Origin of the sequence: Nocardioides agri (assembly GCF_013778305.1) — a bacterium.
GTDB lineage: Bacteria > Actinomycetota > Actinomycetes > Propionibacteriales > Nocardioidaceae > Nocardioides > Nocardioides agri.
Window position 1 is genome coordinate 2,967,449 of record NZ_JACEIC010000002.1, and the last position, 20,944, is coordinate 2,988,392.

Here is a 20,944-nt window from a genome sequence, read left to right on the forward strand (position 1 = left end):
GCTGCAGTGATGAGCGAGCGTCCGGGCGAGACCGACTGGCAGCGGCGCAAGCGGCTGGCCGAGGTGTTCGGCGACGCCCTCCCGGAGACCACCCGGGACGAGCGCGACGACGCCGCTCCCTCCGCCGAGTCACAGTCGGACCGGTGGCTGCGGGAGCAGGTGCCCCCGCACCACGGCTCCTGAGGCCCCGCTCCGCGTCCCTGTCGCGGGCTCGCTGACGTGTCGGGATCACCGGTGCACCGGTGATCCCGTCACTTCTCGGCCGTTGCAACGCCTGAGAAGTGACAGGAACGCCTGGGTCGTGCGTGGAGAGGGACGACCTACGGCGTCGGCCGGCCCTGCTGCGCGGCGAGCAGGTCGCGGATCTCGGTGAGCAGCGCGATGTCCTCCGGCGTGCCCTTCTCGTCCTGGGTCGGGAAGAACCGCTCCTTCGCCTCCGTGTAGGGGAGCACGATGAAGAAGTAGACGACCGCGGCCATGATCACGAACGAGATCACGGCCGTGAGCCAGGCGCCGATCGAGATGCCGTGCCAGAGGTAGTCGGAGAAGTCCGGGACGCCGCCGACCTTGCCGATCAGGTCCATGATCAAGCCCACGGTCGCCGTGACGACCGCCGCGAAGGCGGTGGCCATGATGAAGGCGACCGCGAGCTCGACCAGGTTGCCGCGGAGGATGAATGCCTTGAATCCGGTCATGCCGTGACGCTAGTCGGCGAACGCGATCGTGAGGAAGGAGCGCACCGCGGCGTCCGCGATCCGGGTCACCTCGCTCGGCGCGGCGCCGACGACGACCAACCGGCCCGTGAGGGCGGTCGCGCCGGTCTCCGGCGGGGTGTCCGGCAGCGCGAGCACCGGCAGGTCGCTCGCGACGACGGCGGCGGTGGGGTGCTGCGGGTCCGCGGCCACCAGGTCGATGTGGTCCCCGACCTCGAGCAGGCCGGCCATGCCGGCGTCGGGGAGCCGCACAGGCACGGCCACCAGGCCCGGGTAGCCGTCGGTGAGCGCCGGCCCGACGACCCGGACGTCGGTGACCGCTTCCCCCGACCGCAGCGGCGCAGCGAGCGTGCGGCCGACGGGGTCCCTGGCCAACCCGGACGGGACCGAACCGGGGGCGAAGCCGGTGCGGCGTACGTCGTCCGCGGCCAGCACCCGGCCCGCAGGCAGGTCGTGCGCGGCGACGAGCACCGGGACCCGACCGGGCGGCTCGGCGCGGGCGGCGTGCAGGCCGGCCGCGACGGCGATCGCGGCGAGCACCGCCGCGAGGGGGCGCCGGCGCGCGAGGACGGCGCGGCGCAGCGGACGGAGCAGTGCGGCGATGCGGTGCATGCCCGCGACGCTAGGAGAGTTCAACGGGCGGTGTGCCCGCCCTCCACAGGGTCAGTCCGAGGACGACGAAGACGACGAAGACGAGGAGGACGACGACGCCGCCGCGACGGCGGGCTTCGACTCGGTCTTGGTCTCGGTCTTCGTGCTGGGGCTCGACGAGCCGCCGTCGGTGGCGGAGGAGCCGGAGCGGGAGTCGGTGCGGTAGAAGCCCGAGCCCTTGAACACGACGCCCACGGCGTTGAAGAGCTTGCGCAGCCGGCCCTCGCACTGGGGGCAGTCGGTCAGCGCGTCGTCGCTGAAGCTCTGGACCTGCTCGAAGGCGTGGTCGCACTCGGTGCAGGCGTACTGGTAAGTCGGCACTGGTAGTTCCCTCGCTGGCACTCGACCCTGACGAGTGCCAATCATAGCCGACGACCGAGCGGGACGAGAGCCGACGGCGTTGCCGCGTGCGTCACCGTGCGGTCGTGCGGCTCGACCGGCACGGGGATCCCGACCTCGCCGTCGTAGAGCAGCACGCAGGTGAACGTCCCCACGGGTACCCGGGCCAGCGCCCGGTCGTAGGACCCGCCGCCGCGGCCGAGCCGCACCCCGGCCGGGTCGACCGCGAGGCCGGGCACCAGCACGACGTCGGCGGTGCTAATCGCGTCCACGCCGAGGCGGGGGCCACGCGGCTCGAGGAGTCCCCACCGGCCGCCGACGAGCGAGTCGGGGCCGTCGTAGACCGCCCAGTCCAGGTCGTGGTCGGGCTGCAGGACCGGGAGCACCACCCGCGTGCCGCGGTCACGCAGGGCGTCGAGCAGCGGGCCGGTGCCGGGCTCGCCCGCGAGCGAGACGTACGCCGCGACGGTCGCCGCCCGGCGTACCTCGGGAGCGGCCAGGAGGTGCTCCGCGATCGCCCGCGCGGCCTCGACGACCTCGACCAGCGGTCGGCGCCGGCGGGCCGCGAGAAGCTGGTCGCGGGCGGCTAGCTTGGCGGGTGGTTGTGTCTCTGCCACAGGGGAACCCTACGATCGTGAGTATGGGTAGTCCTGGCCTCAAGAAGGCGCGCGACAAGATGGCCGCAGCCGGAGTCGACGAGGTCGCGATCGAGACCTTCGCCCACTACTACCGCCTCCTCGAGCACGGCGAGACGGGGATGATCCCCGAGTCGGCGATCGAGCCCGTCGACATGCCGTCGCTGGCGTCAGTGGACGTGGACCCCGAGGAGGGCGCCGCCGCCCTCCGCGCGACCGTGGTCATCAAGCTCAACGGCGGACTCGGCACGTCGATGGGCATGGACCGCGCGAAGTCGCTGCTGTGCGTGCGGCGCGGGCTCTCCTTCCTCGACATCATCGCCCGCCAGGTGCTGCACCTGCGCAAGGAGCACGACGCCACCCTGCCGTTGCTCTTCATGAACAGCTTCCGCACCTCGGCCGACACGATGGCCGCCCTCGCCCGCTACGCCGACCTGCCGGTCGAGGGGCTGCCGCTGGAGTTCCTGCAGAACAAGGAGCCCAAGCTGCTGGCCAAGGACCTCAGCCCGGCGACGTGGCCGAAGGACCCCGCCCTCGAGTGGTGCCCGCCCGGTCACGGCGACCTCTACACGGCGCTGCGCGGCACCGGTCTGCTCGACCGGCTCATCGAGCGCGGCTACCGCTACGTCTTCGTCTCCAACTCCGACAACCTCGGCGCGGTGCCCGACCCGCGGGTCGCCGGCTGGTTCGCCGGCAGCGGCGCGCCGTTCGCGATCGAGGCGGTCCGGCGTACGCCGTCCGACCGCAAGGGCGGCCACTTCGCGCGGCGGACGACGAGCGGGCGGATCGTGCTCCGCGAGACCGCGCAGACGCTGCCCGAGGACCTCGACGCGCTGGCCGACCTCGATAGGCACAAGTTCTGCTCGACCAACAACCTGTGGTTCGACCTGGCCGCGATGAAGGCGGCGCTCGACGAGCGCGACGGGGTCCTCGGGCTGCCGCTGATCCGCAACGTCAAGACCCTCGACCCCGGCGACTCCAGCACGCCCGAGGTCATCCAGATCGAGACCGCGATGGGCGCGGCCGTCGAGGTGTTCGAGGGCACCCAGCTGATCGAGGTCGGCCGCGACCGGTTCGTGCCGGTCAAGACGACCAACGACCTGCTGGTGCTGCGCTCCGACGTCTACGACATCGGCCGGGACTTCGTGCTCGACCAGATCGCCACCGAGATCCCCTACGTCGACCTCGACGCCCACTACTACAAGCTGGTCGCCGACTTCGACAAGCGCTTCCCCGAGGGGGCGCCGTCGATGCGCAAGGCGCAGTCGTTGAAGGTCGGGGGCGACTGGACCTTCGGCCACGGCGTGCAGGTCGTCGGCGACGTCAGCCTCTCCGCGGCCGCGGCGCAGCGGATCCCGGCCGACACCGTGCTCGCCGATGGCTGACGCCCCGCCCGACAGGTTGCTGAGCGTCGACGAGCACCGCGACCGGATCCTCGCCTCGATCCGATCGCTCACCGACTTCCCGCAGCCGCTCATGGAGGCCCTCGGCCTGCCGCTGGTCGAGGACGTCGTCGCCGAGGTCGCGCTGCCGTCGTTCGACAACTCGGCGATGGACGGGTACGCCGTCCGCCACGCCGACGTCGCCGCCGCCGGCGAGGGGTCGCCGGTCCACCTGCCGGTCGTCGGCGAGATCGGCGCCGGCCAGGGCGGACCCACCCAGCTGGCGCCGGGCACGGCGGCGAAGATCATGACCGGCGCGCCGGTGCCGGCGGGCGCCGACAGCGTCGTCCCCTACGAGTGGACCGACCGGGGCGCCGAGACCGTCCGGATCGACCGGGCCCCGGCCCCGGGCCAGCACATCCGGCCCGAGGGCGACGACGTCGCGGTCGGCGACGTCCTGGTCTCCGCGGGCACCGTGCTCGGACCGCGGCACCTCGGCCTGATCGCGGCCGCCGGGCGGGCCACCGTCCGGGCGCGACCGCGGCCGCGGGTCGTCGTGCTGTCCACCGGCTCGGAGCTGCGCGACCCCGGCTCCGCGCTCGATGCCGACTCGATCTACGACGGCAACTCCTTCCTGCTGGCCGCCGCCGCCCGGCGGGCCGGCGCGATCGTCTACCGCGTCGGCATCGTGCCCGACCACCCCGGTGAGTTCCTCGACGCGCTCGAGGACCAGCTCAGCCGGGCCGACCTGGTCGTGACGAGCGGCGGGGTGTCGCAGGGCGACTTCGACGTGGTCAAGGCGGCGCTCGCCCCGCTGGGCGTGTGGTTCGGCGGGATCAGGATGCAGCCGGGCAAGCCGCAGGGGTTCGGGCACGTGGGCGAGCGGCAGATCCCGATCTTCACGCTGCCGGGCAACCCGGTCTCGTCGTACGTCTCCTTCGAGCAGTTCGTGCTGCCGGCGATCCGCAAGATGATGGGGCGTACGCCGTACGTCCGCCCGACCGTGGCGGCCCGGCTGACCCGCGCGATCAGCTCACCCGAGGGGCGCCGCCAGATGGTGCGCGCCGAGGTCGGCGTCGACGCGAGCGGGGTCTACGCCGCGCCGGTCGGTGGACACGGTTCCCACCTGATCGGCGATCTGGCATCGTCCAACGCGCTGGTCGTGGTGCCCGACGACGTCACCGAGGTCGCGGCCGGCGAGCAGGTGCAGGTGCTGAGGCTCGACGAGGAGTTCTGATGACGGATCCGTCCCGGCTCACGCACGTGGACGAGTCCGGCGCGGCGCGGATGGTCGACGTGTCCGGCAAGGACGTCACCGCGCGCACCGCGACCGCGTCCGGGCGGGTGCTGGTCTCGGCGGAGGTCGTCGCGCTGCTGCGGGGCGAGGGCGTGCCCAAGGGCGATGCGCTCGCCGTCGCCCGGATCGCGGGGATCATGGGCGCCAAGCAGACGCCGGCGCTGATCCCGCTGTGCCACCCGCTCGCGGTCTCCGGCGTGACCGTCGACCTGGCCGTCGCCGACGACGCCGTGGAGATCAGCGCCACGGTGAGGACCACCGACCGCACCGGGGTCGAGATGGAGGCGCTCACCGCGGTCGCGGTGGCGGCGCTCACGGTCGTCGACATGGTCAAGGCCGTCGACAAGGGCGCGGTGATCACCGCCGTGCGGGTCGAGACCAAGACCGGCGGCAAGTCCGGGGACTGGTCGAGGTGATCGGGGCCGTCGTGGTCGCCTCCAACCGGGCCGCCGCCGGGGTCTACGAGGACACGACCGGCCCGCTGATCGTCGACCTCCTGCGCGGCCTCGGCTTCGACGTCGAGGCGCCCGTCGTCGTCCCGGACGGCGAGCCCGTCGGCGCCGCGATCTCCGCAGCCGTCGCGGCCGGCGCCCGCGTGGTGCTCACGACCGGCGGCACCGGGCTCACCCCGACGGACCGGACCCCCGAGGTCACCCGCCCGCTGCTGGACCGGGAGGTGCCCGGCATCGCCGAGGCGATCCGCGCGCACGGCGTCGCGAACGGCGTCCCGGCAGCCGTGCTGTCGCGAGGTCTGGCCGGCGTCGCGGGGGAGTGCCTGGTCGTGAACCTGCCCGGGTCGCGGGGTGGGGTGAGGGACGGGCTCGCGGTGCTGGAGCCGATCCTCGTGCACGCCGCCGAGCAGCTCGTCGGGAGTGACCATTGAGCCAGGCGTGGCCGGCGCGGCTGCGGTCCGGTGACGTCACCGTCCGGCCGCTGGAGGCCGCGGACGGGCGCGCCTGGCGCGAGGTCCGGCGCCGCAACGCCGCGTGGCTCGCGCCCTGGGACGCCACGGTCCCGCCCGGCGCCACCGCCCGCCCCGACAGCTTCCGCAGCCTGGTCCGCCGGCTGCACAAGCAGGCGCGCGCGGGCACGACGTACCCCTTCGCGATCGAGGTGGGCGGGCGGTTCGCCGGCCAGGTGACGGTCAACAACATCGTGCGCGGGTCGGCGCAGTTCGCCTCGATCGGCTACTGGCTCGACCAGCGGTACGCCGGCCGCGGGGTGACGCCGCTGGCGGTCGCGCTGGTGACCGACCACTGCTTCCGGGTCGCCGGCCTGCACCGCGTCGAGCTCGCGATCCGGCCCGAGAACACGAACTCGCTGCGCGTCGCGGAGAAGCTCGGCATGCACGAGGTCGGGTACGCCCCGAAGTTCCTGCACATCGACGGCGCGTGGCGCGACCACCGGATCTACGCGATCACCGTGGAGGAGTGCCCGGAGGGGATGGTCGCGCGGCTGTCGGCACACGAGTCACACGAGTGATTTTGCGACACACCTGTAGACATCCGAGGTGTGGTGAGGTAGCGCTCATAACCTCTGTCTCGTGGACCTGAGCGCACTGATCTTCGTCGCCCTTGCCGTGGCGTGGGCCGCCTACCTGCTGCCGCTCGCGCTCAAGCACCACCACGAGGTGGCCCGCAGTCGCACCGTCGACCGCTTCTCGCACACGATGCGGGTGCTCGCGCGGCGCGACGCGGTCGACAAGAAGGGCACCACGCTCGTCACCCCCCAGCCGGCCCCGGCCGCGGAGACGACCGAGCCGCCCGCGCCGACCCCGGCCCATCTCCAGGCCCGGCGGGCCGCGGCGAAGCGCGCCACGAAGCGGCGCCGCAACGTGCTCGCGCTCCTCCTGGTCGCCAACGTCACCCTGGTCGCGCTGGCGGCGTTCGCGGTCGTCGCCTGGCCGTACGCCGCGATCCCGGCCGGCCTGCTCGTCGCCTGGCTGGTCGCCTGCCGGCTCATGGTCAAGGGCGAGCGCAAGGCGCTGCGCCCGGCCGCCCGGATGCCCGCCGAGCCGGCCGAGCCCGAGCAGGGCGAGCAGGTCGAGGTCCCGGCCGGGCCGTCGGAGGAGGACGACGCGATCGACCCGATGGTCGACACGTCCGCCGGCATCTCGGCGATCGTGGACCCGGCGATGTGGGACCCGGTGCCGGTCACGCTCCCGACCTACGTCGGCAAGCCGACCGCCACCCGCTCGGTGCGCACCATCGACCTCGACGCCACCGGTGTCTGGACCTCGGGCCGCACCGACGCCGACGCGCAGATCGCGCGCGAGGCCGACAAGGCCGACAAGGCCGCCCGCCGGGCCCGTCGCGACGGCGACGAGCGCCGCGCCACCGGCTCCTGATCCGGTCCCCGGGGTCGATTCGGCCCGTGCCGATCGGTGGTGCTAACGTTTCCCACCGCGTCCTCCGGGGCGCTGAGAACTCAACACCTGGGGCTGTGGCGCAGTTGGTAGCGCGTCTCGTTCGCAATGAGAAGGTCAGGGGTTCGAATCCCCTCAGCTCCACCAGAGAAGCGCCCGGATCGGTCGATCCGGGCGTTTGTCGTTGCCGGCGCTAGTCGACCACTGTGGGAGACTTTCGGGCGTGACCGCCCGGATCGACGCCGCCGTGCTGTGGGTGCGCGCGGTGGTCCTGGGCGTGGTGACGCTCTTCCTCGGCGTGGCCGGACACGTCACGGCCGACGGCCTCCTGCCCGGTCCGCCGTTCCTCGTCGCGCTGCTCGTCGGGTCGGTCCTGCTCAGCGCGCCGGTGCTGGCGCGCCAGGTCTCGCCCCTGCGCATGGTCGCGCTGCTGGTCGGCGGCCAGACGGCCATCCACCTGGTGCTGTCGGTGGCCGCGGGCCACGCCGGTGACCGGGTGGCGGCCGTCGCGACGCCGCGCGGCACCCCGCTCGGCACGCTGCCGACCGTCGACGGGCGCCGGGTCGGCTCGCTGCAGGACGCCTACGACGGGATGTCCAGCCAGGGCGGGCTCGCCCCGACCCTGCCGATCGGCCACCTCGTCGGCGACCTGGCCGCGCACGCGCCGATGATGGCCGCCCACCTCGCCGCCGCTGCGCTCGTCGGCCTCTGGCTCGGGTACGGCGAGCGCTGCCTGTTCACCCTGATCGCGCTCAGCGGCCGCCGCGTCCTGGCCGCCGCGTGGGCGCTCGCGCCGGTCGTCGTCCCGCCCCGGGTCGCCCCGGTCGACGCCGCCCGGGCTCTCGCCGGCCCGCGGTCGGTCTGGCTGGTCCGCCCCGACTCCCGGCGCGGGCCACCCCTCCTCCTCGTCTGACAGCCCCACCCCACGCCGGCGCCGTGCGCGTCCGGCGTACCCGCGCGTTCCCGCGCGCCCTGTCTCGAGGAGTCCCATGACCGACCTGCTCACCCCTGCCCACCCGCCGGCCGACCCGCGCGAGCGCCGTCCGGAGCGCTCCGGCTCCGGCTGGTTCCGCGCGGTGTGGCGCTGGCACTTCTTCGCCAGCTTCATCGTCGTCCCCGTGCTGCTGCTGCTCGCGGTGACCGGCCTGATCTACCTCTTCCGCTTCCAGATCGAGCCCCTCATGCACCCCGACCTGATGAGGGTCGACCCGCCGGGCGGCGCCGTGGCCCAGCCCTACGTCCAGCAGCTGGCGGTCGTCGAGTCGGCATACCCCGGCTCGACGGCGGTGTCGCTGACCGAGCCGAAGGACGCCGGGAGCCCGACGGTCGTCTCGATCACCACCGCCGACGGAGCCAGCCGCGACGTCTACGTCAGCCCCTACGGTCCCGAGGTGCTGGGCTCGCTCGACCCCGACACGACTCTCTCGGGGACCGCGATCCGGCTGCACGCCGACCTGATGACCGGGAGCAGGTGGGGCGGCTACGTCATCGAGCTCGGCGCCTGTTGGGCCATCGTGATGGCGCTGACCGGCTACTACCTCTTCGCCCGTGGCTTCAAGGCCCGGCGGCGGGCCCGCAGAGCCGGCCGCACCGGCGCGAGGCTGCGCTGGCGGCACGGCCTGGTCGGCGCGGTCGCCGGCGTGGGGCTGCTGGCGCTGCTGGTCAGCGGGCTGCCGTGGACCGACTTCTGGGGCGCCAAGGTGCAGACGCTGGCGACCGAGCGCGGCACCTCGATGTGGAGCCTCGACCACGGCGCGGTCAGCAGCCCGACCTCGACGCTGGACGAGTCGCTGCCGCACAGCCACGCCAAGGACATCCCCTGGGCGCAGCAGGAGTCCGAGGTCCCCGAGTCGACCCCGCCCGGCGACGGTGAGCGCAGCGTCGCCAACGTCGACACCGCGATCACCGTCGCCGACGGAACCGGGCTGCGGCACCCCATGACCGTCGCCCTCCCCGCCGCCGGCGACGAGGGCGGCGTCTACTCCGTGATCGGCTACGCCTTCGACGCACCCTCGGACGAGCAGACCGTGCACGTCGACCGGTATGGCGGGCAGGTGGTGTCGACGTACGGGTTCGACGACTACCCGGCGCTGGCCAAGGTCGTCTCGCAGGGCATCGGGCTGCACGAGGGCCGCAGCCTCGGGATCTGGTCGTTCTGGGGCTCGGCGCTGATGTGCCTGGCGACCGTCTTCATGTGCCTCAGCGGCCCGCTGATGTGGTGGCGGCGCCGCCCGAGGGGCGGCGCCACGATCGGGGCGCCCCGCGGCCGGATGCCGGTCACGGGCACGCCGCTGCTCGCGGTCGGCCTCGTCGCGCTCGGCGTCTTCCTGCCGTTCTTCGGGCTCTCGCTGCTCGTGGTGCTCGTGCTCGACCAGCTGGTGCTGCGCCGGGTGCCCGGGCTCGGCCGGTGGTTCGCGACGACGTAGCGGGTCAGTCTCCGGCGAGCCGCCGGGCGCTGCGCTGCTCCTGGCGCGCCGTCCGGCGGCGCCGCAGCCGGCGGACCAGCCGCGGTGCGTGCGCCTCGGCGGCGGGCAGGTCGATCAGCCGGTTGAGCAGCTGGTGGTAGCCGGTGGGAGTGAGGTCGAATCGCTCGCGGACCGCGTCGTCCTTGGCGCCCGCGTGTGCGACCCAGTCCTGCTCGAACGCGAGGATCTCGCGGTCGAGATCAGTCAGCTCGGTGGCGTCGGCGTGCATGCAGAAATCCTCACACGAGGCCGGCCGAGACGAGGAATCGGTCGACCTCGATCCGGAGCGCGACCCGCTGCGGGTTGGGCCTCGGCGTGCGGTAGCGCACGGCGTAGCGGGCCACGGCGCGCGCCACGGACGCCTCGTCGGCGCGCACCTGTGCGGTGCCCTCGATCGTCGACCACCGGGCGCCGTCGACCTGGCAGGCGGCGACCCGGCCGTCGGCGGCGACCTGGGCCGCCTTGCGTGAGGAGCCGTTGGTGATCACCCAGGCGCACCGCTCCTCGACGTCGAGCGCGACGCCGACGGGGACGACGTGCGGGGTGCCGTCCGCGCGCAGGGTGGTCAGCGTGCACAGGTGCCGCTCGGTCCAGAACTCCAGCAGGGTGGGCGGGAGCTCGTCCCACCCTGGGCGCCACGACGTCATGTCACTCCTCAGATCCACCGGGTGAACCAGATGCGGTTGACCCACTCCTGGTGCGTCAGGAGCTGGTTGGTCCAGATCGGCCAGAACCACGCGAAGTTCAGCACGGTCAGCACCAGGAAGGCGCCCGACACGACGACGCCCGCCGTCCGGCGGGCGCGGCCCTCGGCGCCGATCAGCGTGCCCATCGTCATCGTCAGCGCCAGGACCACGAACGGCAGCGTGATGACCACGTAGAAGGAGAAGATCGGGCGGTCGTCGTACTGGAGCCACGGCAGCCAGGTCGCCGCCGTCCCGACCACCGCGACGCCCCACCGCCAGTCCCGCGCGCCGATCCACATCACCAGCGCGAACAGCAGCGCCAGGCAGCCGCCCCACCAGATCGTCGGCGTGCCGAGCAGCAGCACCTGGCGCAGGCAGGTGCTGCCGGCCGGCGCGTCGCAGCCGCGGGTGCCGGGCTGGATGCCGGTGTCGGCGGCGACCCCCACCGGCCGGTTGAGCAGCAGCCACCCGGACGGCTTGGAGGCGTAGTCGTGCGTGCTGTCGTTGAGGAAGTGGGTGTGGAACATGTAGAGGTCGCGGTGGTAGTGCCACAGCGACCGCAGCGACTGGGTCACCTCGCCGAGTCCCTCGGCGTCCGGCTCGGACGCCGTCGGCCAGTCCTCGCCGCCGGCGTAGTGGGTGTACTGCGTCGCGGAGAGGTGCTCCTCGTACTCGTGCGCGTTGACGAGCCAGCCGGTCCAGCTCGCGACGTAGACGACCAGGGCGACCAGCACCAGCTGCACGAACGACGGGATGCCGTCGACCACCGCCGCACGGAGCACCGGCCATCGCACGCCGAACGAGCGGCGGGCGCCGGCCGACCACAGCCAGGAGAGGGCGCCGAACGCGGCGAGCGCGTAGAGCGCCTCCCACTTGGTGCCGATGGCCAGGCCCCAGCAGACGCCACCGAGCAGCATCCACGGCCGGAAGAGCACACCTCGCACCGGGCCCCAGCCCCGGTCGGTGGTCACCGGCTCCGGGAGCAGCCGGGCGAGCCGCGCCCGGTGCCAGTCGCGGTCGGCGACCAGGCAGTGCACGCCGCACAGCAGGAAGAACGCGACGAAGATGTCGAGCAGCGCCAGGCGGGAGAGCACGAAGTGGATGCCGTCGAGGCAGAGCAGCAGGCCGGCGACGCAGCCGAGCAGCGTGGAGCCGGTGAGCCGGCGCGCGAGCCGGCACATCACCAGCACCATCAACGCGCCCACCACCGCCGCGGACACCCGCCAGCCGAAGGGGTCCATGCCGAAGGCCTTCTCGCCCAGTGCGATCAGCCACTTGCCGACGTCGGGGTGCACCGCCATCTCGGGCCCGTCGCGCCAGAGCCCGGTCGTCGTACCGTCGAGGATCCTCTGGTTGGCGTCCTCGACGTAGTTCTGCGCGTAGCCGTGGTGCAGCAGCGACCACGCGTCCTTGGCGTAGTAGGTCTCGTCGAAGGAGAACTGGTGCGGCTTGCCGAGCCCCCACAGCCGCAGGAGCAGCGCCAGCAGGGCCACGCCGATGCTCGACGCCCACCCGACGATGGGGTCCTCGGAGCGGGTCCGGCTCCGGGCACGCGCCCACGCTGACGGCGTCGGCGGCTCCTCGGGCGTCACGATGGGAGACTCTAGGGCGTGTCGACAACTGGCGTGCTCGTGCTCGCGGCAACTCCCATCGGGCGCGTCGGTGACGCCCCGCCGCGACTGGCCGAGGAGCTCGCGACCGCCGACGTGGTCGCGGCCGAGGACACCCGCCGGCTCAAGCGGCTGACCACCGACCTCGGGGTCACCGTCGCCGGGCGGGTCGTCTCGTACTTCGAGGGCAACGAGTCCGCGCGCACCCCGGCACTGCTGGAGGCGCTGCTCGCCGGCGACCGGGTGCTGCTGGTCACCGACGCCGGCATGCCGAGCGTGTCCGACCCCGGCTACCGGCTGGTCGCGGCGGCGGTCGAGCACGACGTGCTCGTCACGGCGGTGCCCGGTCCGTCCGCGGTGCTGACCGCGCTGGCGGTGAGCGGCCTGCCGGTCGACCGGTTCTGCTTCGAGGGCTTCCTGCCGCGCAAGGCGGGGGAGCGCTCGCGGCGGCTGTCCGCGCTTGCCGCCGAGAAGCGCACGATGGTGTTCTTCGAGGCGCCGCACCGCACCGAGGCCGCGCTGGCGGCGATGGCGCAGGCGCTCGGCGACGACCGGCCGGCCGCCGTCTGCCGCGAGCTGACCAAGACCCACGAGGAGGTACGCCGCGGTCCGCTCGGAGACCTGGTCGCCTGGGCGGCCGAGGGTGTCCGCGGCGAGGTCACGATCGTCGTGGCCGGCGCCCCACCGGCCGCCGAGGTGGCCTCCGACCCGGCCAGCCTGCTCGCAGCCGTCGCCGAGCTCGAGGCGGACGGCGTACGCCGCAAGGAGGCGATCGTCGAGGTCGCCCGGCGCGCCGGCGTGCCCAAGCGCGACGTCTACAACCTGGTCCACGGGGGAGAAGGGAAGGCATGAGCGACCGCATCCGCGTCCTGCACCACGACGGGCTGAGCTTCGACGTCCTCGACGAGGGGCCCGAGGACGGCACCCCGGTGGTGCTGCTGCACGGCTTCCCCGAGCGCAGCTCGACCTGGCGCGACGTCGTGCCGCGGCTGCACGCGGCCGGGCTGCGCACCTACGCGCTCGACCAGCGCGGCTACTCGCCCGGTGCGCGGCCGCGCGGTCGCCGCAGCTACCGCATGCACCACCTCGCCGGGGACGTCGCCGCGCTCATCGAGCAGATCGGGCAGCCGGTGCACCTCGTCGGCCACGACTGGGGCGCCGCTGTGGGCTGGGCGGTCGCCGGTCGCTTCGGCGACCGGGTCCTGACCTACACGGCGCTGTCGGTGCCGCACCCCGCGGCGTTCGCCCGGGCGATGAAGAACCCCTCGCAGCGGCGGCGGTCGCGCTACATGGCGGTCTTCAACATCCCGGTGCTGCCGGAGCTGGCCGCGCGCAAGCCGGGCGGGCAGTTCGACCAGGCGATGCGCAAGGGCGGCATGACCGCCGACGAGGTGGCCCGCTTCCGCCGCGAGATCGTCGAGTACGGCGCCCTGCGGCACGCGCTCGGCTGGTACCGCGCGCTGCCGGTCACCCGACCCGGGTCCACGGACTTCCACGTGCGGGTGCCGACCACGCTCGTGTGGAGCGACCGGGACATCGCGATCGGCCGCGAGGGCGTCGACGGGACCGCCCGCTGGGTGGACGGGCCCTACGAGCTGGTCGTGCTCGAGGGCGTCAGCCACTGGATCCCGACCCAGGCCGCCGACGCGTGCGCCGACGCGATCCTGGCGCGGGTCCGCGGATGAGCCGTCCGCCCGTCCCGGAGCCCCTTCCGCACCCGGTCGTCGACAACCACTGCCACCTCGACATCGCGCGGGGCGACGAGCCGGCCGTGCCCGTGGGGGAGGCGCTGGCGCGCGCGGCCGGCGTCGGCGTCCCCCGCATCGTCCAGATCGGCTGCGACCTGCCCGGCGCCCGGTGGGCGGTCGAGGCGGCCGCGACGTACGACGCGCTGGTCGCCGGCGTCGCCCTCCACCCCAACGAGGCGCCCCGGCTGCCGTCGCTGGACGACGCGATGGCCGAGATCGAGGCGCTGGCCGCCGCGCACGACAAGGTCCGCGCCGTCGGGGAGACCGGGCTCGACTTCTTCCGCACCGGTGAGGAGGGCCGGGCGGTGCAGGAGGAGTCCTTCCGACGCCACATCGACCTCGCCAAGCGGCTCGACAAGACGCTGGTCATCCACGACCGCGACTCCCACGAGGCGGTGCTGCGGGTGCTCGACAGCGAGGGCGCTCCGGAGCGGTGGGTGATGCACTGCTTCTCCGGCGACGCCGAGTTCGCGCGCTCCTGCCTGTCGCGGGGCGCCTACCTCTCCTTCGCCGGCACGGTCACCTTCAAGAACGCCGAGCCGCTCCGCGCGGCCCTGGCCGTCACCCCGCAGGACCGGGTGCTCGTCGAGACCGACGCGCCCTACCTCACGCCGGTCCCGCACCGCGGCCGGCTCAACGCCTCCTACCTCGTGCCGCTCACCGTGCGCGCCATGGCGGAGGTGCGCGGCGACGACCTCGGCGACCTCTGTGCGGCTCTCGACGCCAACACGGAGGCGGCGTTCGGGGGTGCGTGGTGACGGCGTCGGAATCACCGGTGCACCGGTGAATCCGTCACTTCTCGGCCGTTGCAACGCCTGAGAAGTGACAGCAACCCCTGAGGAGTGGGGCCCGTGAGGCTAGAGGGACCGCGCCTCGGCAAGCACCGCGTCGCGATCCTCGGCCAGCACGAACCCGGCGGCGATCGCCGCGTCGGTCGCCGCCGTGTACGCCGCCAGGTAGTCGGCCTGCGACTCCCACAACGGCGATGGCAGTGGCAGCGTCCGCCCGAAGAGCGCGCAGATCACCGAGGCGCCGGGGGCGGCGTAGCCGGACAGCACGTCGGCGGGCGCGTCGACGACCGGCGTGCGCACCCCGCCCCGCACGTTGCCGACGCCGTCGACCACGAACGAGTCGCCGGAGACCTCCAGCCGGGGCGCCGCGGGGGCGGCGGGTCCGCCGCGGGCCCAGCCCTCGAGCCACCGCAGCGCCGCGCGCACGACGTACGCCTGCTGGCCGCGATTGACCGGGTCGGGGCAGCCGAGGAAGGACTCGAAGGCGCCGATCTGGAAGAGGTCCGCGTGCGCGGCGCCGGCGATCTCCCACACCCGGAGGCGCTCGGCGTCGGGCTGCCGGGCGGGCAGGTAGGAGAGCCGCCCGAACAGGTCGCCCTCGGTCTGCACGACCATCACCGGCGCGGCGTGGTCGGTGCGGATCGGGGTGGGCGCGTCGGTGTGCAGCGCACCGCCACCGCGGCTGTGCACCAGGAACCCGTCGAACAGCCCGGCCGAGGAGTGCACCAGCTCGAGGTACGTCGTGAGCGCGTACGCCGACTGCGACTCCCCGATCGCCAGCACGCAGGTCGCCCCGAGGTCGGCGGCGAGGCCGCGCGCCACCTGGGTGTAGATGTCGTGGCAGTAGTCGTCACCGGGGTGCGCCAGCGAGCCGTAGCGCTGCGGGTCGAGCTCCTTCAGCCCCTGGAGCGTGACGCCCGTCGCGACCCGCGGCGGGCCGCCCTCCACCCCGACCACCTGCGCCGAGACCCCCGCCCAGGCGTGCCCGCGGCGGACCACCTCCTCGCCGAGGTAGGTCCAGTCGGGCGCGGCGTCCTGGCCGCTGCTCACGTTGAGCCACTCGACCACCAGCGTCCCGCTGCCACCGGCGGCGGGGCGGCGCACGACGACCCGGGTCGCGTACGCCGCCGCCGCGTCCCCGTGCAGCGCGGCGGCGACACCGACGGCGCGCAGCTCGCTCTCGACGTAGCCGGCGGCGGCCAGGTCCGGACCGGGGTTGGCGGCCACCAGCGACACGCCGTTTCCGCTGGTCAGCGCCGTGAAGGCGGCTCGCTCGGAGGTGCGCACGGGCGGACTTTACCCACGAGATCCTGCTCACGGACCGCCCGAATATGAGAGGTTCGGTTTGCATTCGCCAGGGAACGCTGCTGGTCTGGATGACTGAAGGCCGGGATCGGGACCCGATTTCGACCAGTGCACAGGGCCTCGTGGGGCCCGAAACAGGAGACACCAGGCGCTGCCCCGCTCGGGAGGCGAGGCGCCGCCGCACTGGCACCCGAGGCCCGGGACGTACGACGTTCGGAGAATCGTGCCCGACCACGAGCACACCCCCTCGACCCCCGGCTGGCTCCGCCGAGCCACCCACAGCCGCCCCCTGATGATCGCCCTGTGCGCGGTCGTCGTGACTGCCGTCGCCGGCACCACCTTCGGCTACAGCGCCCTGAGCAAGACGGTGACGGTGAGCCTCGACGGCGAGTCCGAGCAGGTCACCGCGTTCGGCGGCACCGTCGGCGACGTGCTCGCCGCCCAGGGCGTCGAGGTCACCGACCGCGACAAGGTCGCGCCGCCACTCGACGAGAAGGTCAGCGACGGGTCCAGCATCTCGGTGCACTTCGCCCGCCCCTTCGAGGTCAACGTCGACGGTGAGGCGACGACCTACTGGGTCACCGCGACCACCGTCTCCGGAGCGCTCGACGCCATCGGTCACCGGTACGCCGGCGCCGACCTGTCCACCAGCCGCAGCGGCGCCGTGGACCGTGACGGCCTGACCCTCGACGTGGTCACGCCCAAGGAGCTCACGGTCAAGATCGGCGACCGCCACCCCGTCGAGCGCACGGTCACCGCGCTCACCGTCGAGGACGCCCTCGACGACCTCGGTGTCGAGCTCGACGCCCGCGACCAGACCAAGCCGGCGGTCGACCACGTGCTCGAGGACGGCGACCGGCTCGTCTTCACCGACGTGAAGGTCACGACCAAGCACGTCTCCGACGAGGTCGTCCCGTTCGACACGGTCGAGCAGGAGGACGACTCGATGTACGCGGGCGAGTCCGAGGTGGTCCGTGAGGGCCGCGAGGGCCTGCGCGACGTCACCTACCGGATCGTCTACCGCAACGGCGAGATCTCGGTGAAGAAGGTGCTGAGCCAGGACATCAGGCGCCAGCCTGTCGACGAGGTCGTCAAGGTCGGCACCAAGGAGGCCGCGGCGAACTTCACCGGCGGCGACAGCGTCTGGGACCGCCTCGCGCAGTGCGAGGCCGGCGGCAACTGGGCGACCAACACCGGCAACGGCTACTACGGCGGCCTCCAGTTCAGCCTCGGCACCTGGCATGCGTACGGCGGCCCCGGCATGCCGCACACCGCCAGCCGCGAGACCCAGATCGCGATCGCGACCAAGGTCCGCGACGCGTCCGGCGGCTACGGCGCCTGGCCCGGCTGCGCTGCGAAGCTCGGCCTGCCGCGCTGACCTGACAGACGGACGACGAAGGCCCCGGTGCGCTGCACCGGGGCCTTCGTCGTTCCGTGCTTCCTCCGGGACTACCTGACCGTCACGTCGACGGTGTGGCTCGCGGGGCCGAAGCCACGGGCCGGCAGATAGGTCACCTTCAGCTCATGGCTGCCCTTGCCCCGCTTCGGCAGCCTGATCGAGACCTCCCCGGACTTCAGCGTCAGCGTGTCCACGGGCTCGACGTCGTAGGTGATCCGGACCCGCCCGGAGACCCGCAGGTCCGGGGAGGTGGCCCGGACCGTCAGCCGCACCTTCTTGTTCTTCCTGGCGGGCCCGTGCTTCAGCGTGAGCGTCACCGGCGCCTTGCCCACCGTGCCCGACGTCGCGCTCGCGGTGCCGGGCGGGTAGCCCGGGCTCGTGAACGTCTCGGTCACGCTCACCGTCTTGCCGAGGTCAGCCGGCCTGACCTGGTACGTCGTGCCCGTCGCGACCTGGCTGCCACCGACCGTCCACGCGAACGTCGACGCGCCCGCGCGCGGCCAGGCGGCGCCGGTGACCGTCAGCGTCGACCCCACGCGCGCGGTGCCGGTGATCGCCGGCGCCCTGTTGGGGCTCGGGGCGGCGCCCGGCGCGACCGGCCCGGTGCTCGCCGTGTCGGTCGCGTCCAGGTATCCCACGGTCCTGCGGGTCTCGGTCAGCGTGACGACCTTGCCCAGGTCGCCGGGCTTGACGTCGTACGTCGGTCCGGTGCCGGCCGGGCTGCCGCCGACCGCCCATGCGAACGTGGACGTGCCCGCGCGGGACCACCCGGCACCCTGCGCACCGAGCGTGCTGCCCACCGTGGCCGTGCCGAGGATGCCGACGGCAGAGGTCGTCGTGGATGCGGGGCCGGGCGCCACGCTCACCGCGGCCGACACGGCGGTGGTCGCCGTGTAGCCGTCCTTGCTCCCGGTGAAGGCGACCCGGATGCCCGCACCGGCGTCGGCGGGGCCGAGCTGGTAGGTGAGGTCGTCCGCGCCGTCGATCGGCTCGCCGTCGCGCAGCCAGGCGACCTGGGTGTCGACGTCGTCCTGGAACCAGGTCGGCGCGACCGCGGTCAGTGTCCGTTCGACCTGGGGCGTCCCGTCGATCTCCGGCCGGCTGGTCGACGCCACGAACCGCTTGCCGATCCTGACGACCATCTGGCCGGTGGCCTCGTCGGAGGAGACGACCTGGACCATCGCCCCGGCGCCCGCGACGCGGGTGCCGAGCCTGTCGCTGCCCGGCAGCGACGGGTCGTAGTAGCCGTCGACGTCGCTGTCGTCGAAGACGGGGTTGCTCGGCCCGGCCGGCACCTCCAGCGACCCGGTGGTGCTCGGGTCGAGCTCCATGCCGAGGTCGAGCGCGTCGGTCTCGTCGACGTCGAAGGTCGCGTCGAAGCCCTGGACCCGCGAGTCGACCAGTGCCACGGGGTCGCCGTCGCCGTCGACCCAGGCCTGCGCCGCCGCTGCGGCGTCCACCGGCAGGGTCACCCCGCCGCCCGGGTGCTCGCTGGTGTTGTTGTCGCCGTACCGCCCGTTGACGTACCAGACCAGCAGGCCGTCCTGGTACGGGAACCGGTCTGACACCGTGTAGGGCTCGGCGCTGACGTTGTGGCCCCAGCTGTAGGGGCCGGCGGTGAGGGTGTCGTCGTAGCCGGCGTACTGGCGGTTCTCGAGGATGTAGTACTGCCGGTAGGAGATGTCGTACTCGTCGTTGCGCACGGCCGCGAAGCCGCCGTCCAGCTGCCAGCCGACCTGGTCCTCGTCGAAGCCGGTGCCGTAGTCGCCCAGCGCGATCTCGTCGAGCGCGAAGCCGACGTCACCGAGGGTGCCCTGGTCGGTGAGGTACTCCCACTGCAGCCGGACCGTGCGCCCGGCGTACGCCGACAGGTCGGCCGTGAGGTCGACCCAGCCCCCGGAGCTGCCGGTGATGCCGTTGCCGAGGTTCGCCTCGGAATCGGCGTCGGTCGACTCGCTGGTCTCGATCGGGCTCGCGGACCACTCGTCGGCCGCGACGTCGTAGACCCAGAGGTAGACGTAGTCGAAGCCCGGCTCGGTGTCGTAGGCGACCTTGGCGGTCAGCGTCGGGCTGGCGACGTCGGGCACGTCGATCTCCGGGCTCGTGGCCAGTGCCTGGGTCTGGCTGGTGTTGCCCGAGTAGAGGTACGCGCCGTCGTCGCTGCCGGTCGCGGGACCGTCGACCGTCTCCTCGCCGTCCGGGAGGTCGACGATCACGGCCTGCTTGCCGGTCGTCGTCGCGTGGTACGAGGGCCCGAGCGTGACGGTGGCCGGCTCGTCCGCGAGGCCGTCGACGACCTCGAGGTCGTCGTTGGCCGGTCCGGGCGCGCCGTACCACCCCAGGAAGAGCTTGTCGTAGGCGCCGACGTGGTTGGGCGTCGTGCCGGTGGCGTGGCCCTCGTTCGAGAGCCACGAGCCCGCGCTCATCAGGTTCCAGAAGCCCACGCTGTTGTCGGTGGTGGAGCTCTCGGTGTCGTAGTAGTCCGGCAGCCCCAGGTCGTGGGCGAACTCGTGCGCGAAGACGCCCAGGCCGCCGTTCTCCGGCTCGGTCGTGTAGTCGAAGATCCAGTAGCCGGTGTCGCCGATCTCGACGCCACCGGGCAGGAAGCAGTCGAGCCCGGGGTTCGCCGAGACGCAGTCCGGGCCGGTCGAGAACGTCGGGTCGAGCGCGGCGCCACTGCGGTGCGACCAGATGGTCCAGGGCGCACCCCCCGCCTCCTCGCCGACGCCGGCGTGGATCGCCTGGAAGTGGTCGATGTAGCCGTCGGGCTCGTTGAAGACGCCGTCGTTGTCGGAGTCGTAGCGGTCCCACTCGTCGAAGCTGGCCAGGTAGTCGTGGACCTCGGCCGGGGTCATCGTCGACGTCGCCTCGGCGAACCACGCGGAGGCGCTGTCGCCGATGAAGTTCGCCATGTCGTGGCCGCTCTCCTCGCCGTTCGCCTGCGAGTAGTACGACGACGGGTGGTCGACCGACACCCAGTCGGACACGTCGCCCGACAGGCCGAACCGGCCGCTCGACATCTCGGTGTAGAGGTCCTTGAACGACTGCCCGTCCTGGTCGGCCATGCCGTTGAAGAACATGTCCTCGTAGTGCTGCTCGTCGAAGCTCGGCTTCCAGTACGTGCTGTTGTCCGACGGCGCGGGCGGCGGGAGCCGGTCGTGGACCGGCCCGGCGGTCTGGTCGGGGAAGTCGGGGTTGCCCTCGCCGTCACCGAAGTCGACGAGGAACGTGAGCAGCCGCGCGTGCTGGGTCGTCGGGTAGGACACCTTCGACCCGTCGGCCGTCAGGATGGTGCGGCTGCGGCCCCGCCCCTGCAGCCGGGCATCGCCGGCCACCAGGTCCTCGACCGCCGACTGGCGCAGCGCGTTCTGCCGCGTCGACGCCGGTGTCGGCCGGTCGTCGGCGCGCACGACACCGGAGCGGGCATCGCCGCCCGCGGTGCCGGTGGGCGCCGCCGCTGCTGACGTGGCCACGGACGGGAGCACGGCGATGGTGGCCAGAGCACTCAGCACGGACAGGGCGCGGCGCATGTCGATCCTCCGAGTCGGCGCGGCCCGA

22 protein-coding genes and 1 tRNA gene are annotated in these 20,944 nt (G+C 73.2%); 14 read left to right on the forward strand and 9 right to left on the reverse strand.

All coding sequences use genetic code 11. The annotated features are described in order from the left end of the window. Window positions 1-9 precede the first annotated feature (9 nt). Complete coding sequence (locus HZF07_RS18955; protein WP_181645381.1) at window positions 10-183, forward strand: hypothetical protein; 174 nt, start codon at window positions 10-12, stop codon at window positions 181-183. Between the two features lie 137 nt (window positions 184-320). On the opposite strand, the gene HZF07_RS18960 is transcribed toward HZF07_RS18955, so the two are convergent. Genes HZF07_RS18960 through HZF07_RS18975 form a run of 4 tightly spaced genes read right to left on the reverse strand, consistent with a single transcriptional unit; the run spans window position 321 to window position 2,320 of the window. Next, window positions 321-695 carry an MscL family protein gene (locus HZF07_RS18960; protein WP_157343805.1) on the reverse strand — a complete coding sequence of 125 codons (375 nt, stop codon included), beginning with the start codon at window positions 693-695 and terminating at the stop codon, window positions 321-323. A gap of 9 nt (window positions 696-704) precedes the next feature. Beyond that, window positions 705-1,325, reverse strand: a complete 621-nt coding sequence (locus tag HZF07_RS18965) for an SAF domain-containing protein (RefSeq protein ID WP_157343807.1) — start codon at window positions 1,323-1,325, stop codon at window positions 705-707. Window positions 1,326-1,376: 51 nt separating this feature from the next. Then, window positions 1,377-1,685: an FmdB family zinc ribbon protein gene (locus tag HZF07_RS18970; RefSeq protein WP_181645382.1), complete on the reverse strand. Its 309-nt coding sequence runs from the start codon at window positions 1,683-1,685 to the stop codon at window positions 1,377-1,379. A gap of 41 nt (window positions 1,686-1,726) precedes the next feature. Further along, a complete protein-coding gene (locus tag HZF07_RS18975) occupies window positions 1,727-2,320 on the reverse strand; it encodes a 5-formyltetrahydrofolate cyclo-ligase (RefSeq protein WP_181645383.1) in 594 nt (197 codons plus the stop codon). A gap of 23 nt (window positions 2,321-2,343) precedes the next feature. Between HZF07_RS18975 and HZF07_RS18980 the strand changes: the two genes are divergently transcribed. The 9 genes from HZF07_RS18980 to HZF07_RS19020 all read left to right on the forward strand — a co-directional run bounded on the left by HZF07_RS18980 (window position 2,344) and on the right by HZF07_RS19020 (window position 9,808). Next, window positions 2,344-3,723 carry a UTP--glucose-1-phosphate uridylyltransferase gene (locus tag HZF07_RS18980; RefSeq protein WP_157343811.1) on the forward strand — a complete coding sequence of 460 codons (1,380 nt, stop codon included), beginning with the start codon at window positions 2,344-2,346 and terminating at the stop codon, window positions 3,721-3,723. Then, window positions 3,716-4,957, forward strand: a complete 1,242-nt coding sequence (glp, locus tag HZF07_RS18985; RefSeq protein ID WP_157343813.1) for a molybdotransferase-like divisome protein Glp — start codon at window positions 3,716-3,718, stop codon at window positions 4,955-4,957. Before HZF07_RS18980 ends, glp begins: the two co-directional genes overlap by 8 nt. Beyond that, window positions 4,957-5,433 (forward strand): cyclic pyranopterin monophosphate synthase MoaC, encoded by a 477-nt coding sequence (gene moaC, locus HZF07_RS18990; protein ID WP_157343815.1) that lies wholly within the window; start codon window positions 4,957-4,959, stop codon window positions 5,431-5,433. The genes glp and moaC overlap by 1 nt, the downstream gene beginning before the upstream one ends. After that, complete coding sequence (locus HZF07_RS18995) at window positions 5,430-5,900, forward strand: MogA/MoaB family molybdenum cofactor biosynthesis protein (RefSeq protein ID WP_181645384.1); 471 nt, start codon at window positions 5,430-5,432, stop codon at window positions 5,898-5,900. Before moaC ends, HZF07_RS18995 begins: the two co-directional genes overlap by 4 nt. Further along, window positions 5,897-6,499: a GNAT family N-acetyltransferase gene (locus HZF07_RS19000; RefSeq protein ID WP_157343817.1), complete on the forward strand. Its 603-nt coding sequence runs from the start codon at window positions 5,897-5,899 to the stop codon at window positions 6,497-6,499. Before HZF07_RS18995 ends, HZF07_RS19000 begins: the two co-directional genes overlap by 4 nt. Before the next feature lie 61 nt (window positions 6,500-6,560). Further along, the gene (gene sepX / locus HZF07_RS19005; protein ID WP_157343818.1) at window positions 6,561-7,364 is read left to right on the forward strand and encodes a divisome protein SepX/GlpR; all 804 of its coding nucleotides are present in this window, start codon (window positions 6,561-6,563) and stop codon (window positions 7,362-7,364) included. An 89-nt stretch (window positions 7,365-7,453) separates the two neighbouring features. Continuing rightward, window positions 7,454-7,529, forward strand: a tRNA-Ala gene (locus tag HZF07_RS19010). 76 nt (window positions 7,530-7,605) lie between these two features. Further along, window positions 7,606-8,295, forward strand: coding sequence for a hypothetical protein (locus tag HZF07_RS19015; RefSeq protein WP_157343820.1), 690 nt, complete (start codon window positions 7,606-7,608; stop codon window positions 8,293-8,295). Window positions 8,296-8,371: 76 nt separating this feature from the next. After that, on the forward strand, window positions 8,372-9,808 hold the full coding sequence (locus HZF07_RS19020) for a PepSY-associated TM helix domain-containing protein (RefSeq protein ID WP_157343822.1): 1,437 nt from the start codon (window positions 8,372-8,374) through the stop codon (window positions 9,806-9,808). 4 nt (window positions 9,809-9,812) lie between these two features. Here HZF07_RS19020 and HZF07_RS19025 read toward each other — a convergent pair whose 3' ends face one another. Genes HZF07_RS19025 through HZF07_RS19035 form a run of 3 tightly spaced genes read right to left on the reverse strand, consistent with a single transcriptional unit; the run spans window position 9,813 to window position 12,125 of the window. After that, window positions 9,813-10,076: a DUF3263 domain-containing protein gene (locus HZF07_RS19025; protein ID WP_157343824.1), complete on the reverse strand. Its 264-nt coding sequence runs from the start codon at window positions 10,074-10,076 to the stop codon at window positions 9,813-9,815. 10 nt (window positions 10,077-10,086) lie between these two features. Further along, complete coding sequence (locus HZF07_RS19030) at window positions 10,087-10,494, reverse strand: pyridoxamine 5'-phosphate oxidase family protein (protein ID WP_157343826.1); 408 nt, start codon at window positions 10,492-10,494, stop codon at window positions 10,087-10,089. 8 nt (window positions 10,495-10,502) lie between these two features. Continuing rightward, entirely contained in the window at window positions 10,503-12,125 is a 1,623-nt protein-coding gene (locus tag HZF07_RS19035; protein ID WP_181645385.1) for a dolichyl-phosphate-mannose--protein mannosyltransferase, read from the reverse strand. A gap of 18 nt (window positions 12,126-12,143) precedes the next feature. Between HZF07_RS19035 and rsmI the strand changes: the two genes are divergently transcribed. The 3 genes from rsmI to HZF07_RS19050 are packed head-to-tail and all read left to right on the forward strand — an operon-like array spanning window position 12,144 to window position 14,649. Continuing rightward, window positions 12,144-12,995: a 16S rRNA (cytidine(1402)-2'-O)-methyltransferase gene (gene rsmI, locus HZF07_RS19040; RefSeq protein WP_309504849.1), complete on the forward strand. Its 852-nt coding sequence runs from the start codon at window positions 12,144-12,146 to the stop codon at window positions 12,993-12,995. Beyond that, entirely contained in the window at window positions 12,992-13,828 is an 837-nt protein-coding gene (locus HZF07_RS19045) for an alpha/beta fold hydrolase (protein WP_157343827.1), read from the forward strand. The genes rsmI and HZF07_RS19045 overlap by 4 nt, the downstream gene beginning before the upstream one ends. Then, complete coding sequence (locus tag HZF07_RS19050; RefSeq protein ID WP_157343829.1) at window positions 13,825-14,649, forward strand: TatD family hydrolase; 825 nt, start codon at window positions 13,825-13,827, stop codon at window positions 14,647-14,649. Before HZF07_RS19045 ends, HZF07_RS19050 begins: the two co-directional genes overlap by 4 nt. Window positions 14,650-14,748: 99 nt before the next feature. Here the strand turns inward: HZF07_RS19050 and HZF07_RS19055 are convergent, their stop codons facing one another. Then, window positions 14,749-15,969, reverse strand: coding sequence for an alpha/beta hydrolase domain-containing protein (locus HZF07_RS19055; protein WP_181645386.1), 1,221 nt, complete (start codon window positions 15,967-15,969; stop codon window positions 14,749-14,751). Window positions 15,970-16,210: 241 nt separating this feature from the next. Between HZF07_RS19055 and HZF07_RS19060 the strand changes: the two genes are divergently transcribed. Further along, a complete protein-coding gene (locus tag HZF07_RS19060) occupies window positions 16,211-17,365 on the forward strand; it encodes a transglycosylase family protein (RefSeq protein WP_309504850.1) in 1,155 nt (384 codons plus the stop codon). A 71-nt stretch (window positions 17,366-17,436) separates the two neighbouring features. On the opposite strand, the gene HZF07_RS19065 is transcribed toward HZF07_RS19060, so the two are convergent. Further along, window positions 17,437-20,916 carry an immune inhibitor A domain-containing protein gene (locus HZF07_RS19065; protein ID WP_181645387.1) on the reverse strand — a complete coding sequence of 1,160 codons (3,480 nt, stop codon included), beginning with the start codon at window positions 20,914-20,916 and terminating at the stop codon, window positions 17,437-17,439. Window positions 20,917-20,944: the final 28 nt, after the last annotated feature.

What these genes read in the sequence shown, in the direction of transcription:
- HZF07_RS18955 (WP_181645381.1), top strand. Translation starts at nt 10, where the DNA reads ATGAGCGAGCGTCCGGGCGAGACCGACTGGCAGCGGCGCAAGCGGCTG.
- HZF07_RS19045 (WP_157343827.1), top strand. Translation starts at nt 12,992, where the DNA reads ATGAGCGACCGCATCCGCGTCCTGCACCACGACGGGCTGAGCTTCGAC.
- HZF07_RS18960 (WP_157343805.1), bottom strand. Translation starts at nt 695, where the DNA reads ATGACCGGATTCAAGGCATTCATCCTCCGCGGCAACCTGGTCGAGCTC.
- HZF07_RS19025 (WP_157343824.1), bottom strand. Translation starts at nt 10,076, where the DNA reads ATGCACGCCGACGCCACCGAGCTGACTGATCTCGACCGCGAGATCCTC.
- HZF07_RS18980 (WP_157343811.1), top strand. Translation starts at nt 2,344, where the DNA reads ATGGGTAGTCCTGGCCTCAAGAAGGCGCGCGACAAGATGGCCGCAGCC.
- moaC (WP_157343815.1), top strand. Translation starts at nt 4,957, where the DNA reads ATGACGGATCCGTCCCGGCTCACGCACGTGGACGAGTCCGGCGCGGCG.
- HZF07_RS19020 (WP_157343822.1), top strand. Translation starts at nt 8,372, where the DNA reads ATGACCGACCTGCTCACCCCTGCCCACCCGCCGGCCGACCCGCGCGAG.
- glp (WP_157343813.1), top strand. Translation starts at nt 3,716, where the DNA reads ATGGCTGACGCCCCGCCCGACAGGTTGCTGAGCGTCGACGAGCACCGC.
- HZF07_RS19050 (WP_157343829.1), top strand. Translation starts at nt 13,825, where the DNA reads ATGAGCCGTCCGCCCGTCCCGGAGCCCCTTCCGCACCCGGTCGTCGAC.
- HZF07_RS19030 (WP_157343826.1), bottom strand. Translation starts at nt 10,494, where the DNA reads ATGACGTCGTGGCGCCCAGGGTGGGACGAGCTCCCGCCCACCCTGCTG.
- HZF07_RS19065 (WP_181645387.1), bottom strand. Translation starts at nt 20,916, where the DNA reads ATGCGCCGCGCCCTGTCCGTGCTGAGTGCTCTGGCCACCATCGCCGTG.
- HZF07_RS18965 (WP_157343807.1), bottom strand. Translation starts at nt 1,325, where the DNA reads ATGCACCGCATCGCCGCACTGCTCCGTCCGCTGCGCCGCGCCGTCCTC.